The 15,140-nt window shown below is 40.2% G+C and carries 13 protein-coding genes; 6 read left to right on the forward strand and 7 right to left on the reverse strand.

Annotated features, from left to right (window positions below; translation table 11 throughout):
- Positions 1 to 5: 5 nt before the first annotated feature.
- Together AAC155_RS16735 and AAC155_RS16740 are read right to left on the reverse strand one after the other, a co-directional pair.
- Positions 6 to 2,471, reverse strand: coding sequence for a DMSO/selenate family reductase complex A subunit (locus AAC155_RS16735; RefSeq protein ID WP_392392050.1), 2,466 nt, complete (start codon positions 2,469 to 2,471; stop codon positions 6 to 8).
- Entirely contained in the window at positions 2,449 to 2,601 is a 153-nt protein-coding gene (locus tag AAC155_RS16740) for a hypothetical protein (protein WP_158536586.1), read from the reverse strand. Before AAC155_RS16740 ends, AAC155_RS16735 begins: the two co-directional genes overlap by 23 nt.
- A 231-nt stretch (positions 2,602 to 2,832) precedes the next feature.
- On the opposite strand from AAC155_RS16740, the gene AAC155_RS16745 reads away from it, so the two are divergent.
- Positions 2,833 to 4,440, forward strand: a complete 1,608-nt coding sequence (locus tag AAC155_RS16745; protein WP_113043402.1) for an ABC transporter substrate-binding protein — start codon at positions 2,833 to 2,835, stop codon at positions 4,438 to 4,440.
- Positions 4,441 to 4,826: 386 nt separating this feature from the next.
- Complete coding sequence (locus AAC155_RS16750; protein ID WP_229015758.1) at positions 4,827 to 5,618, forward strand: lytic polysaccharide monooxygenase; 792 nt, start codon at positions 4,827 to 4,829, stop codon at positions 5,616 to 5,618.
- Positions 5,619 to 5,747: 129 nt separating this feature from the next.
- Here AAC155_RS16750 and AAC155_RS16755 read toward each other — a convergent pair whose 3' ends face one another.
- Both AAC155_RS16755 and AAC155_RS16760 read right to left on the reverse strand, forming a co-directional pair.
- The gene (locus tag AAC155_RS16755; RefSeq protein ID WP_113043404.1) at positions 5,748 to 6,860 is read right to left on the reverse strand and encodes a class II histone deacetylase; all 1,113 of its coding nucleotides are present in this window, start codon (positions 6,858 to 6,860) and stop codon (positions 5,748 to 5,750) included.
- Positions 6,861 to 7,000: 140 nt separating this feature from the next.
- Complete coding sequence (locus AAC155_RS16760) at positions 7,001 to 7,309, reverse strand: hypothetical protein (protein ID WP_229015757.1); 309 nt, start codon at positions 7,307 to 7,309, stop codon at positions 7,001 to 7,003.
- Between the two features lie 528 nt (positions 7,310 to 7,837).
- On the opposite strand from AAC155_RS16760, the gene tus reads away from it, so the two are divergent.
- Entirely contained in the window at positions 7,838 to 8,764 is a 927-nt protein-coding gene (tus, locus tag AAC155_RS16765) for a DNA replication terminus site-binding protein (RefSeq protein ID WP_113043405.1), read from the forward strand.
- Between the two features lie 96 nt (positions 8,765 to 8,860).
- On the opposite strand, the gene AAC155_RS16770 is transcribed toward tus, so the two are convergent.
- The 3 genes from AAC155_RS16770 to AAC155_RS16780 all read right to left on the reverse strand — a co-directional run bounded on the left by AAC155_RS16770 (position 8,861) and on the right by AAC155_RS16780 (position 10,831).
- Positions 8,861 to 9,091 carry a type II toxin-antitoxin system TacA family antitoxin gene (locus AAC155_RS16770; protein ID WP_113043406.1) on the reverse strand — a complete coding sequence of 77 codons (231 nt, stop codon included), beginning with the start codon at positions 9,089 to 9,091 and terminating at the stop codon, positions 8,861 to 8,863.
- 131 nt (positions 9,092 to 9,222) lie between these two features.
- Positions 9,223 to 10,617 (reverse strand): class II fumarate hydratase, encoded by a 1,395-nt coding sequence (gene fumC, locus AAC155_RS16775; protein ID WP_113043407.1) that lies wholly within the window; start codon positions 10,615 to 10,617, stop codon positions 9,223 to 9,225.
- Positions 10,598 to 10,831 carry a hypothetical protein gene (locus AAC155_RS16780; RefSeq protein ID WP_146748114.1) on the reverse strand — a complete coding sequence of 78 codons (234 nt, stop codon included), beginning with the start codon at positions 10,829 to 10,831 and terminating at the stop codon, positions 10,598 to 10,600. Before AAC155_RS16780 ends, fumC begins: the two co-directional genes overlap by 20 nt.
- 90 nt (positions 10,832 to 10,921) lie before the next feature.
- Between AAC155_RS16780 and manA the strand changes: the two genes are divergently transcribed.
- The 3 genes from manA to add all read left to right on the forward strand — a co-directional run bounded on the left by manA (position 10,922) and on the right by add (position 14,860).
- Positions 10,922 to 12,094 (forward strand): mannose-6-phosphate isomerase, encoded by a 1,173-nt coding sequence (gene manA / locus AAC155_RS16785; RefSeq protein WP_113043408.1) that lies wholly within the window; start codon positions 10,922 to 10,924, stop codon positions 12,092 to 12,094.
- Positions 12,095 to 12,233: 139 nt separating this feature from the next.
- On the forward strand, positions 12,234 to 13,781 hold the full coding sequence (locus AAC155_RS16790; protein WP_113043409.1) for a YdgA family protein: 1,548 nt from the start codon (positions 12,234 to 12,236) through the stop codon (positions 13,779 to 13,781).
- Between the two features lie 77 nt (positions 13,782 to 13,858).
- Positions 13,859 to 14,860, forward strand: coding sequence for an adenosine deaminase (add, locus tag AAC155_RS16795; RefSeq protein WP_113043410.1), 1,002 nt, complete (start codon positions 13,859 to 13,861; stop codon positions 14,858 to 14,860).
- Positions 14,861 to 15,140: the final 280 nt, after the last annotated feature.

The following is a 15,140-nucleotide window of genomic DNA, read 5'->3' on the forward strand; positions in this document are numbered from 1 at the left end:
TTCACTCATGCTTTATTGACCTCAACCAATAATGTTTGATGAGAGTTTCCGTGTGCAAGCGGGGTTTTACGAGATGATGTCAGCACATTGACACAACCTCCCCAATCAACACCATTTTTATCCGGTTGCCACCATGCGCCGGTCGGCATTGCCACCACGCCGGGGATAATACGTTGAGTTACCTCCGCCGGGATCATAGAAACACCGCGATCATTAAATACCCGAACTAAATCCCCTTGTTTAATTTTGCGTTTTTGCGCATCCAATGGATTAATCCATAACTTCTGGGTTTGTACTTCCTTTAACCAAGGATTTGAATATTGGGTTGAATTAGAGCGGTTTTTCCCTTTCCAGGTAATTAATTGCAACGGATATTTTTCAGTTAATTTATCCTCCGGCCCTTCGAATGCAGGTACATAATGTGACAATGCAGGGATCTCAGGATGTTGCATGTCGTATAGACGCTTAGAAAATATCTCTATTTTTCCTGAGGGTGTTGGAAATGGATGATTTTCTAGGTCACGAATATTTTTTTCAAAAGCGACATAAGGCGGTATTTTGAAAAGATGTTTGTTTGTCCGTTGTAATTCCTCAAAAGTAGGTAAATTTTCTTTTGGCATAGCTTGACGATTAGATTCCATAATATGAGCTATCCACGCTTTTTCGTCACGACCTTGGCTGAATTCCTGTTCAACTCCCAGTTTTGCGGCCACTTCACGTATCCATTCATAATCAGAACGCCGTTCGAATTCAGGTTCAATCAATTTTGATGACAAAATGAAATAGCTGCCGGTGCCCCAAGGATAGGCGATATTCCAGCGTTCCATAAAACTGGTTTCCGGCAATAAAATATCTGCGTATCGGGCGCTTGGTGTTAGATAAAGATCACTGGAGACAATAAATTCAATTTTAGATTCATCTGCTAATATTTTTACTGCCTGATTAACATCCGGGTTTTGATTTGCAAGGTAATTACCGGCCAGTGAGAATAGCATACGGATATTGGTATTCAGCTTATCTGCACCAACTAAACCATCTGCCGGAGTAACTTTACTGGCATCATCGGCTGCTTGGACCCAGTTCATTACAGAGATTTTTTCTTTTACCGGGTTTTTACCAAGATCAAGTCCGTAGAGATATTTATTACCCGCAACACTACCGAAACCGGCAGCCCATCCCCCTTTTTTACCCACATTACCGGTTATTGTGGCTAAAATTGTTGAACCACGTGCAACACGTTCACCACAGATATGACGTTGTGGCCCCCATCCCTGAATCAGAGCCGCAGGTTTCGTGCTGGCATATTCGCGGGCAAGTTGACGAATGATATTTGCCGGCACTTTAGTGATTCTTTCAGCCCATGCCGGTGTTTTTACAATGCCATCTTTAGCGCCTGTCAGGTAAGCAACCAAAGATTCATTGGCAGGAACGCCATCCGGCATATTGTTTTCATCAAAACCAATCGTATAGCGATCAATAAACCCTTTATCGTGCAAATTTTCACTGACAATCACATACATCATTGCATCCATTAATGCGTTATCAGTTGTTGGCAGCAAAGGAATCCATTGGTCAGCCAACGAGGAAGCAGAATCAGAATAACGGGGATCGACAACAATAAATTTGGTGCCGTTTTTTTTCATCTTCTGGAAATAGTGATTGGTGTGACCAAAAATAGTTTCAGCCGGATTATGGCCCCAAAGGATCACCAACGGGGTATCTTCTAAGGTATCCAGTGTGCTACCCGAAGTTGCCACACCGTAGGTATAGGGCGTAGCTGCCGCGGTATTGCCCATACTCACGGAATGGTAATATTGTAAATGTCCGCCGGTAATATTGAGTAAACGACGTAACATTTTATCGCCTGATGATACACCGCCAATTATCGCGGTATTAACGCTAACATAGCGGCAAGCTGGGCCATATTTCTCAGTAATGCTTTTTAGCTTATCCGCAATAATGGTTGTCGCCTCATCCCAGGAGATTCGTTCAAATTTTCCTTCTCCCCGCTTACCAACGCGTTTCATCGGATATTTTAAACGATCAGGATGATAAACAAATTTGCGATAGCCCTTACCGCGGACGCAAGCTCGCATGATCGGCATTGCTTCATCAAGTTCATGATCAGGTCTGGTGGTTATGCGGGTGATAACGCCTTCTCGGACATGAGCTCGGATATCGCATCTTCCTCCACAATCAAATGTACTACAGGTGGGTATGACTTTCGTTTCACTTGTATCAATAACATTAATCGGTAGTGAGCTGTGGTCTGTTTTCTCGCCGGCGGTTGTTTGGCGGGTAGTAACAAAGGGAATAGATATAAGCGCCGCACTCGCTTGAATAAAACGACGACGGCTGGCCCTCAGGTCATTATTCTGTTCATCGGCTTTATCACTTATTTTTTTATGTTTCATATTAGCTTCCACATTGCATCTCATCCGTTGAATGTTATTTAGATTTATACCCGTCATCTTTCAAGTTACCTCTTTGTTGGCTACACTCACTCACCCCGGTCACATAGTTATCTATGCTCCCGGGGATTCGCTCCCTTGCCGTCGCGATACATCTTGAAATCCATTGGGTATATTGCTTAAATTTCATGATATTAATGAAGTAGCGCTAAGTATTTTATGCTAATACTTAATTATAGTTATACCTCTTACATTCAAAATAGGGTATTCAATAGAATCACGTAATTTTAACTTAATATCTTAAATAGTCATAAACATTCTGAGGTTTGGTTTGCAAAATTATATAAAAACCTTAATTATCAAAAAATTGACTTCCCTGAAATAGATACTCCCAAAATGAGATCCTCTTGGAGAACAAACGATGAATAAAACATTAAGGAATATATCCTTATTCACAGGTATTATATTTGGCAATCTGGCATTATCTCATGCCGCAATTATTCCAGCAGGTACATTATTGTCAGTTAATCAAGATATCGTTCGCAATAATGGTTCAGAACCTGTGTCTCTTGATGTTCATAAAGTTGAAAACGATGTTGAATTTAATATTATTCATGATTTTTTTAGTGGATTAATCAGAGCGGGCAGTGATGGAAAAATCAACCCTGATTTAGCGGTTAGTTGGGAAGCCAAAGATAATAAAGTGTGGTTATTTCATCTAAGAAAAGGAATAAAGTGGTCTGATGGCTCCCCTATTACTGCCCATGATGTGGTTTTTAGCTGGCGACGTTTAGTTGATCCCAAAATTGCCTCTCCGTATGGCAGTTATCTTGGAAACATGCATGTAGTCAATGCCAAAGATATTGTTGCAGGCAAGAAAAAAACCGATGAATTAGGTGTAAAAGCACTGGATAATTTAACTTTGGAAGTGACGTTAGAACAACCCGTATCCTATTTTTTACAGATGTTGGCCTACCCTGTTATGGTACCTATAAGCCAAAAAGCGGTTGAAAAGTATGGCGAAAAATGGACTCATTCCGATGTATTTGTCAGTAGTGGGCCATTTAAGTTATCCGAATGGGTTGTTAATGAGAAAGTTGTGGGCATCAGGAATTCACAATATTGGGATAGTGCTCATACTGTTATTAATAAAGTTACTTACCTTCCAATAGCATCAGAAACGGCAGATATCAATCGTTATTTAGCCGGAGAAATTGATATCACCAAGAATATCCCGTCGATTTTATTTAAATCCTTAAAGGCAAAATTAGGTAATCAAGTTCGTATCACACCAGCATTAGGTGTTTATTATTATGATTTTAATAATAAAAAAGCACCTTTTAATGATTTCAGAGTCAGACAGGCATTAAATTTGGCTTTAGATAAAGAAATTATAGCGAATAAAGTTTTGGGGCAAGGCCAAGAACCTGCTTATAATCATACCCCACCAAATACTGGAGGAATGAATTTAGGGCAACCTGATTATGCATCATGGACACAACAAGCAAGAATTGAGAAAGCTAGAAAATTATTAAATGAAGCGGGTTATAATAAAGATAATCCATTGAAATTTAAACTTCTTTATAATACATCAGAAGAGCATAAACGGATTGCTATTGCGGCGACTTCAATGTGGAAAAAAAGTCTGGATGTAGATATTACTTTGCAGAACCAAGAACGAAAAGCGATGTTGGATGTTATTCATCAAGGTAATTTTGAGATGGTGAGATATGCACGGATCGCTGATTACGATAATCCTGCCTCGTTTTTAAATAATTTTGTTACTGATAGTTCTAATAATACATTCTTATATAGCAATCATACTTATGATGATTTGATAAATAAAGCTAAAGCAACGAATGATCGAAAATATTTTCAGCAAGCAGAAGATATTTTGGCAAAAGATGTACCAGCAATTCCTGTTTATTACTATATCGGCGTCAGATTAGTTAAGCCTTATATTGGTGGGTATTATATGAGCCCATTGGGTTTTGTGTCGACAAAAGATCTTTATGTTATTAAACATTAGTAGAATATTATTGTAGTATTTAAGTAGATATTACGGTTTTGGACAGGTTGGTTGTTTTAAACCGTAATATGAGATGATTTAATATTTTCATCAATTGTTTTCATTACTTTATATCGATAATTTTTTATTTAAAAAATCTGAATAGGAATATTATTATGTAAATATATCGCCATAACTATAAATAAGTATTTTTAAGATAGCGGGTGTTCCCTAAGACACATCAACTGCCTATTATATGAACCATATCGAATAAATTAGGAAAATCATATCGTTTTATATTACAAAAAACAGTGACAGGCATATTTTAAACAAAACTTCAATAACTTAATATAATTAGATTATTAATTAATTTATGAAATGGATAATCATATTATATTTATCTAGAATTGATAGCTAAGTCCTGGGGCTTTATTTGTCGTAGGTATACCCAATGGATTTCAAGATGTATCGCGACGGCAAGGGAGCGAATCCCCGGGAGCATAGAGAACTATGTGACCGGGGTGAGTGAGTGCAGCCAACAAAGAGGCAACTTGAAAGATAACGGGTATAAATTATCCTGTAAAATGGAGGACACTATTATGTATAAACATAAAGTGAAAGTGATGACTTTAGCCGCTACGATAATTACAGCTTTATTTAATAGCGCATGGGCTCATGGTTATATTGATAGTCCAGGAAGTCGTGCATTCCTTTGTTCTGCACAGGGAAATGAACAAAATACGGATTGTGGGTTAGTTAAGTATGAGCCTCAATCTCTTGAAGCTAAGAAAGGCTTTCCGCAAACTGGTCCGGAAGATGGCCATATTGCTAGCGCTGGCATTGGTCATTTTGGCTCATTGGATGTTCAAACCGAAGATCGTTGGAAAAAAATTCCTATTACTGCCGGTGATATTGAGTTTCAGTGGGAAATTATGATTCAACACAAAACCTCAAGTTGGGAATATTTTATTACTAAACCTAATTGGGACCCCAATAAACCTTTAACCAGAGAGCAATTTAATAATACACCTTTCTGCTTTGAGGATTATCAGGAAAAAATGCCGGGCAGCAGAGTTATTAATAAATGTACCTTACCAGAGGGTTATCAAGGCTATCATGTTATACTGGGTGTTTGGACAATCTCAGATACCCTAAATGCATTTTACCAAGTAATTGACACAACAATTAGCCCTGCTTGATTATAAAATAACTATTATCGGGAACAGCATGATGCTGTTCCTGTTTATCGAACTTCTTGTTCCATCTATTGAACTCAATTAATATAGGTTTGCTCCCAAACTATGTGGAACAAACCTACGCAACAAAGCTCAAAGACCGAATTTTTCTTTAAGTTTATCAAGCTGTTGTTGTTGAAATAGCTCAAACTTAGCTTTTGGCTGCTGCAAGCGTATAGAATCTAACATTGGATCTTTGACTTCCGTACGAATGCCGCTCATTTGTTCAAGTACAGCCAATCCACAGAATGGTACATAAGACTCCGCATACCCGCCTTCATGAATAACGACTAGTTTTCCGTCGCATAAACTATCTGCTGCCTGTTGCACTAGCTGGGTCATCTCCCGAAAACTTTCACTATGGAGCTGCATCCTTGCCAAAGGATCCACCGCATTCGCATCATAGCCACAGGCAACAATAATCAGTTCCGGTTTAAAACGTTCAAGCGCAGGAAGTATTATCTGTGTCATTGCATAGATATAGCTATTATGTCCGGCTCCAGCAAGTAATGGGATATTCAGGTTATAACCTATTCCTTCACCTTCCCCAATATCATCTTCACCGCTGTATCCTGGAGGGAAGCAACCATCCTGATGTATTGAGATGGTCAAAACATCAGAACGCTCCCAATAAATATGCTGAGTACCATTACCGTGATGAACATCCCAATCAATGACCGCAACTCGTTTTAAATCAAAACGTGCTTTTGCCTGTTCAATTGCCAATGGGATATTTGCTAGAAAACAAAATCCCATGGGCTTATCAGGTAAACAGTGATGACCTGGTGGTCGAGAAAGGCTGTAAGCATTATCAAGCTCACCGCTAAGCACTGCTTCCACTGCCGCACAAGCAAGGCTGGCTGAAAGTTTAGCAATTTCATAGCTTCCCGGTCCCAAAGAGGCTTCTATACCAAGCATTCCTCCACCATTATCACTGACTTGCTTAAACCGCTTCAGGTACTCTTCCGGATGAATTTTACGTAGTATATGCTCATCAATAAGAGATGCCGAAGAAAGGTGCAAAGAGTGGCTCAAGCCTGATACATCCATCAAATTTTTTAGCCGCCTTTTTGTTTCCGGCGATTCAGCATGTGCAGTTCCAGAAGTAGGTTGAACCCAACCACCGACAGGTAAAGTCGTTATATGCATGCCAGTACTATGCCAAAAACAATGTTCATCAAAGAAAAACCCCGTTTTTCGTCTCATCATCCTTCCTTATAGATTAAATTAATTCACATATAATTAACACAATCAGAACAAAAACAGATTATGCTTAAACCTCCCTAATATTCGTGGGCACCGATGAGATAACCCGAACAAGTATGTTCGGGTCACAAATCCAGCAGTTAAGTGCTGAATTTAGAGGTCAGAACCACTCGGTGAAGCCCCATGTCGTGGTAAAGTCTCTGAGTATCTTCAGTTACAGGGGATGCCCGGCAAATAAAGCCAAGGTAGCCTCCCCTCTTTCCTTCCCAGACGCACTCAAATTTTTGGTGTGGTGTAGTGCTCTTCCATATTGCCAATGACACACTCCCCGGCGCTGCATGAAACTTACTAGCCACCGTTACAGCAGTCGCGTAATTACCTGCTGGATATGGATGAATAATATAGGATTTTCCTGGGATCGGAGTATCGTTGCCTGTGAGTATTCCCATAATCATTCTTCGTTAGTTTATATGGTATTCACATTCATTTAGGTAGATATTGTGTCTTTTTAATGAAGCTCAATAATAAACATCAGTATCCTGATATATAAATATCTAAAAAATTCATAATATGTTCCTTATAAAATATCATAATAAATGACATCTACAATCCAACCATGAATTTCGACACAAGGATATTATAACTTTTATTGTTTATTTGAATTTTAATATTCAATGGCTTTGTGTGGCGTATAGCAAGCACAAAGGTGACAGTAAAATCCGTCTTCACCCCATCCCCGGGCATTGTTTTTGTGCTGCTGAAATGGACATTTCCACCAAACAGTCTTGTTCGCTGTAACGTTCAATGCATTGATATTTTGTATTTTTTCTCAGTGGTATCATTCAGTGACATTCCTGACCACATTGTTGGCTTCAAGCTTTATAGGTGGTTGAATATATATACGACATATTTGAGTTTGATGTTTGCTCCTTTTGTTTTATAATAAAAAGTATGTTGTAACTAATCGTGTTATTCAAATGAGTAAATATTTATCAATTGAAGATTTGAATAGTTGTTTTCAAAGACAAGAGAGTAAGTTGAAACAACTGGATGAACAATTAAATAGCTATTCTTTGTTAGCCGCTCATGTGTTTATTCTGCCTGATGTAGAAAAAGGCAGTGAACATGAGCCAGTAACGAAAATAATTGTTAATGAAGAGACGGGTAATGACGCACTAAACATAGGGTTAAATCATTACCAGAAGCTATTTATATATCACAACAACCAAAATATCAGCAGTAAAGCTGCCGTTCGTCTTCCCGGTGTATTATGTTTTTCTGTGAACCAACAACAATATCGCTCTGCTTTACTTTTGATTGAGGAAATTAATAAGTTGAAAGCAGAACTTGAACATATCGTAACTGTGCAATCAGGAGTGGATAAAGAACAACGGTTTGAGTTTGTTCACAGTCAGTTACATGGTTTGATAACTTTAAACGCTTACAGAACCATCACTCCCCTTATCAATCCCGATTCAGTTCGCTTTGGTTGGGCAAATAAAAATATCATCAATAAAGTCACAAAAGATCAAATTCTACAACGTTTAGAGAAAAGCTATAACGCTGGACGAGCAGTTTCCCCCTATTCTCGTGAACAGTGGGCAACATTAGTCGCCAAAGAAATTATCGACATAAAAAAATTACCTAATGATGTGGCTTTAAAAATCAAACGTCCGGTGAAAGTGCAGCCCATTGCACGAGTCTGGTATGCGGAACAACAAAAACAGGTGCAGTATGCTTGTCCCCTGCCAATAATTGCATTTTGTGTTAATTATGGCGATAACCAACCAAAGATAGGTAGACTTGCTAACTATGATGCCAATGCCATAGTCCATCGTTATAAACCCAAAGCCAAACCACTGGAGTTGATTATTCCAAGGCTACATTTATATCGTGAGATTTAGTGCAATTAATCCTGTTTACCTAATGGAAGCATCAGCGTGTATGGCTCCAACGATGACTGGGCAAAGCCAAGACGCGTATAGAACGTTCGGGCGTTCTCATTTATCAGAAAGCGGTTGCTCCAGCATCTGCATGAACGCATGATATTTTTCGTCGTTAACGAAAAAGTGGCGCTGATCGAGTATGGCCTCTTCGGCTGCGCGGCAGGCAGCATCCAAGATGAAATCAGTTCGGGTCTTTGAGTGCAGGTTTGCTGCATGGTCAATAAGCTCCCGCTGAAAGGCTTTCGCCCGGATGTTGATCGGGGCTTCTTTAGGTTGTGTTCTCATAAATCACCTGTGTAGCAAATTGGTAGGCAGTCATTATAGCAGTTGTGTAACTAATAGCTATACAGAAGATTCCGTACATTCTACTAACCGGAGCTCTCGTCTCCGGTCAGTTTTTCATGGCTAAACAACAATTACTTCAAGCTGCCAACCATATCTTCCGGACGAACCCACTCATCAAACTCTGCGTCTGTCAGATAACCCAGTTTCATCGCCGATTGTTTCAATGTCAGCCCTTCTTTATGGGCTTTCTTAGCAATTTCTGCGGCTTTGTCATAACCGATATGTGTATTCAGCGCTGTTACCAGCATCAAAGATTCATTCAGCAACTGAGTAATGCGATCACGGTTAGGTTCGATACCAACTGCACAATGTTCATTGAAACTACGCATACCATCCGCCAGCAAGCGAACAGATTGCAGGAAGTTATTAATCACCATTGGACGGAACACATTCAGCTCAAAGTTGCCAGATGCACCACCAATATTAATAGCAACATCATTACCCATCACCTGAGCACAAAGCATTGTCACCGCTTCACACTGAGTTGGGTTAACTTTACCTGGCATGATTGAACTACCCGGTTCATTTTCAGGAATTGAAATTTCACCGATACCACAGCGAGGGCCGGAAGCCAACCAACGAACATCGTTTGCAATTTTCATCATGGATGCTGCCAGACCTTTTAATGCCCCATGAGAATGAACCAGAGCATCACAAGTCGCCAAGGCTTCAAATTTATTTGGTGCAGTAACAAACGGATGGTTGGTCAGTTCAGCCAATTTCTTAGCAACACGAACAGCATATTCAGGATGAGTATTTAAACCGGTGCCAACCGCAGTTCCCCCTAGCGCTAGTTCACAAACATGGGGGATACTGTCTTCAATGTGTTTCAGGTTATGCGTTAACATTGCCGCCCAACCAGAAATTTCCTGACCAAGGGTCAATGGCGTCGCATCCTGCAAGTGTGTACGACCAATTTTAACGATATCCTTATAAGCTTCAGCTTTATCAGCCAATGTTTTTTGTAATATTTTCAGCTCAGGAATAAGGTGCTCACGCAGCGCGATAACCGCAGCAACATGCATTGCTGTTGGGAAAACGTCGTTAGAACTCTGACTTTTATTTACATCATCGTTAGGATGGATAAGGCGTTCACTCCCCCTCACCCCGCCAAGGATCTCACTACCACGGTTCGCCAACACTTCGTTCATGTTCATGTTACTTTGTGTTCCAGAACCGGTCTGCCAGATAGCAAGAGGAAATTCTGTCGGATGTTTACCTTCCAGCACCTCTTTCGCAGCAGCAATAATTGCTTCACCACGTTCTTGCGGCAGAAGACCCAAATCCATATTGACACTGGCCGCAGCCTGTTTGGTCAATGCCAGAGCATGAATTAATGCAACCGGCATTTTCTCCTGCGAAATGCGAAAATGCTCAAGTGAACGTTGAGTTTGCGCTCCCCACAATTGGTCAGCAGGTACTTCGATGGGCCCCATTGAGTCTTTTTCAATGCGAGTGGCTGCCATTACTATCTCTCCTTAACACACAGAATAATCGAATATGCATATACCCGTCATCTTTCAAGTTGCCTCTTTGTTGGCTGCACTCGCTCACCCCCGTCACATAGTTACCTATGCTCCCGGGGATTCGCTCCCTTGCCGTCGCGAAGCATCTTAAAATCCATAGGGTATAATCAGTCTTTGCAGATAAACTAATTAGCATTCTGTTATCATGCCACATATTAGTTCCTGATTATGCCAACCAAGTCGTATTTATCGTATTGTGGTAGAAAGGAAATAGATTGATTTTTTTAAAAAGAGAGTAACGGCCATGTTGAAGATGATAAATCAGATCCAGCGCTATTCATGGGGAAGCAAAACCGCCCTGATGGATATTTATGGTGTTGAAAATCCAGATAATCTGCCAATGGCTGAATTATGGATGGGCGCCCATCCTAAAAGCAGTTCACTTGTCGTCAATCCAGAAACGGGAAAACCCATTGCCTTAAATGAATTAATAGCCAGTGATCCGGAAAAATATTTGGGGAAAAAAGTTTCAGATAGATTTCACCGTTTGCCTTTCCTATTTAAGGTATTATGCGCGGCTCAACCTCTCTCAATTCAGGTTCATCCTGATAAAAAATCCGCAGAAGAGGGGTTTGCCAAAGAGAATATCGCCGCTATTCCGTTGGATTCCCCGGAAAGAAATTACAAAGATGATAACCATAAACCCGAATTGGTTTATGCCCTTACCCCTTTCCGGGCAATGAATGGGTTCCGTCCATTAACCGAAATCGCGCAATTACTGAAATTTATTACTGCGGCCCATCCCAAAATTCCGTTCTTTATTCAGACACCAAATGAACAGAATCTTGCCTGCTTATTTTCCCAATTACTGAATATGAGTGGCAAACAAAAGCAGTTAGCTCTTGGCGTATTGAAATCAGCATTGAATAGTCGGCTCGGAGAACCTTGGGATTCCATCAAAAAAATGACGGCATTTTACCCTGACGATAATGGCCTATTTATTCCACTTTTACTTAATGTCATCGAACTTGAACCCGGTCAAGCCATGTTTCTATGCGCCCGCACGCCTCACGCTTATCTGGAAGGCGTTGCTCTTGAAGTGATGGCAAACTCAGATAATGTCCTACGAGCGGGCTTAACCAACAAATATATTGATATTCCTGAGCTAATGGCAAACCTTGACTTTATTTCAAAACCAATAAACACCTTATTTATGCTACCAAGACAGGAAAAAACAGCTAAAAATTTCCCTATTCCAGTGGATGATTTTGCATTTTCTATTTATTCTCTATCGGAACAGTCAATTACGCTTGATAACAATTCAGCATCGATTGTTTTTTGTGTTGAAGGTCAAACAGTTATACAATCTGGCGAACACCAATTGAGAATTTTCCCAGGTGAGTCAGTATTCATATCTGCTGCCGAAAAGGCTGTGATAATTCACGGTGATGGTTTTACCGCCCGGGTTTTTAATTAATAATACCAACCTGGGCCTAAAACTTATTCACAGGCGCTGTTAAGCACTACTTACACTCCAAGCTGTGTTAACGGCCATTTTTATATCGAGAGAATGCATATTACCTGCAAAATATGCATTAAAAGGACGGATTTGCATTATGAAAAAATCGTTAGTGGCAGTAGGCATTATTGTTGCCTTGGGAGCAGCCTGGACTGGAGCTTCATGGTATACAGGTAAACAGATTGAACAACGTATAGATCAATCTATTTCCCACGCCAATGCTGAGATGAAAAAAGCCTTCCCTGAAACAGGTCTGATGCTACAGAGTAAAGATTTCCGCCGTGGCGTGTTCAGTTCTGATGTCCGTCTTGTTCTGACAGTTAAAGACGGCGTTAAAAACGCAGAAATCAAACCCGGTGAAGAAATTTCAATTAAATCTGTGATTGATCACGGCCCTTTCCCACTTGCACAAGTGAAAAAATTAACCTTAATTCCGAGTATGGCTTCCGTTCATTCCGAACTGGAAAATAATGAATCTTTAAAACCCCTGTTTGAAATCACTAAAGGAAAATCGCTGTTCACTTCTGATTCTCGTGTCAGTTATAGTGGTTCTGTTATTTCTGATGTTGATATCATTCCTGTCGATTTTGAAAAAAATGGGGCTAAATTCAATTTTTCCGGTGCCAAACTGACTTCCGATCTCAGCCGTGATCTGAAAAAGATATCACTGGCAATCAAGAGCGACCAGTTAACCATCAATAAAAATGACGAAAATTTCCTTGTCAAAGGTATTGATTTAAACCTAGACAATAAAAAAGGCAAATTTGATATCTATATTGGCGATCAAAGCATCAAAATTCAGCAAATCAGCCTAAAAGGCATCGGCAATGAAGATATGATGCTTTCCGGCGTTAAAATAGATTCAAATATCGGTGAAGATGAAACTAATCTGAAAGGAAAAATCACTTATAGTTTGGATGGACTTAAACTGAAAAATATTGATTTTGGTTCTGGTCAGTTTGCAATTACTGCCGATCGTCTGGATGGTGAAGCCATGCGTAAGTTTACTCAAGCTTACAATGATGCCACAGCCAAATCACTCTCTTCTGATGATATCTCTTCCGATGCGGTAGATACAGCTATTATTGACGCGGTATTGTCTAACCTGCCTATTTTGCTGAAAAACAATCCACAATTTGGTATTGATCCATTGACCTGGAAGAATACCAAAGGTGAAAGCACCATTAATTACCAAGTGAGTTTGAAGGACTTACCAAAAGATAAAAGTAGCTTGTCTTCAATGAAAACAGAGGAAGCTATTCGCACCTTAATTCAGAACATGTCTCTGAATGTCACATTACCAAGACCTATGATGATTGAGTTTTCCACTCAGTCAATGATAATGAATGGCATGGATAAAGCAAAGGCTGAACAGAATGCTGAGCAACAGATAAAACAGTTTGAACAACTAGGACAACTGTTTAAAATTGCCACGGTTGATAAAGATGCTATCAGCATTAAGTTTAACTATGCAGACGGTAATGTAGAAATGAATGGTAAGAAAATGCCCTTACATCAATTCATGTCTGAATACAATTTATCCGACCCTTCTGATGATGAAGCACCAGAACAAATAGTGCCAGAAGGCGACACCCACGACAGTGGAAAAGTGAAAGCAGAAGGTACTGTGCAACCTGCGCAATAAAACGCGCCGATAAACGTTTTGTTAAATTGCCAGTCAACGCATGTGACTGGCATTTTTATATAAAAAAGGACCTGAACGTGATTGACATAAAACTCCCACTGACAGATTTACACCGCCATCTCGATGGAAATATCCGGCCGGAGACTATCTTAGATCTTGCCAACCAGCATAATATTCAGCTTCCAGCAAATGATCTGGAATCACTACTCCCCCACGTACAAATTATTGAAAATGAACCGAGCTTAGTCAGTTTTTTACAAAAACTTGATTGGGGAGTGGCAGTACTAGCTGATTTGGACGCTTGTCGTCGTATTGCTATTGAAAATGTTGAAGATGCCATCAATACTGGGCTCGACTATGCTGAATTACGTTTTTCCCCTTATTACATGGCGATGAACCACAAATTGCCGGTTGAAGGGGTCGTTGAGGCAATTATTGATGGTATCCGTTCTGCCCGTCAAAATAACGATATCGACATCCGTCTTATTGGAATTTTAAGCAGAACTTTTGGTGAACAAGCCTGTACTCAGGAATTAACTAGCCTGCTAGCTCACCAGCAACATATTACTGCATTGGATCTCGCGGGTGACGAGTTAGGTTTTCCCGGCCATCTTTTCCAATCTCATTTTACCAAAGCCCGTGATGCTGGATGGCATATAACTATCCATGCCGGCGAAGCCGCTAGCGCTGAAAGTATTTGGCAAGCCATTAGGGAATTAGGAGCCACGCGTATTGGTCATGGGGTAAAAGCCATTACTGATCCCGTATTGATGGATTATTTGGTTGAAAACCGTATTGGTATTGAAACCTGTTTAACCTCAAACCTTCAAACCAGCACCGTCAATTCTTTATTGGACCATCCACTCAAACAATTCCTGGAAAAAGGTATTCTTGCTTCCATTAATACCGATGATCCAGCCGTTGAAGGCATCGACATCCGCCATGAATATGAAATTGCCGCCCCTGCCGCAGGTTTATCTATTGCTCAAATTCGTCAGGCTCAGATAAATGGGCTGGAAACTGCTTTTATCAGTGGTGCAGAAAAACAGGCATTACGTATGAAAGCAGCAAATCGTTAAATCATAACCACCCGCATAGCGGGTGGTTTGCTCTAGCCCTATAAGGGCATGTTACCGACCGCGCCTAAATGACGCCGCTTTCTCTTTGTTCAAGCTAAAGGGTCATTGTCTCTTTGGCTTACCCCTTGAAGGGGTTTTCATACTCTCGTGTACTTAAGGGAACCTCTAAAAACTCTCAATACAAAAAATAAGATCAATTTTGCACTCACCAATAAATGACCTTATTGTGTATGACTTTTTCTTGCTTTTTCAGGGGAAAAAATAAACTCATCGCTTTTTC

This window comes from Photorhabdus sp. HUG-39, assembly GCF_963878365.1.
In the GTDB taxonomy this organism is placed as follows: domain Bacteria; phylum Pseudomonadota; class Gammaproteobacteria; order Enterobacterales; family Enterobacteriaceae; genus Photorhabdus; species Photorhabdus kayaii.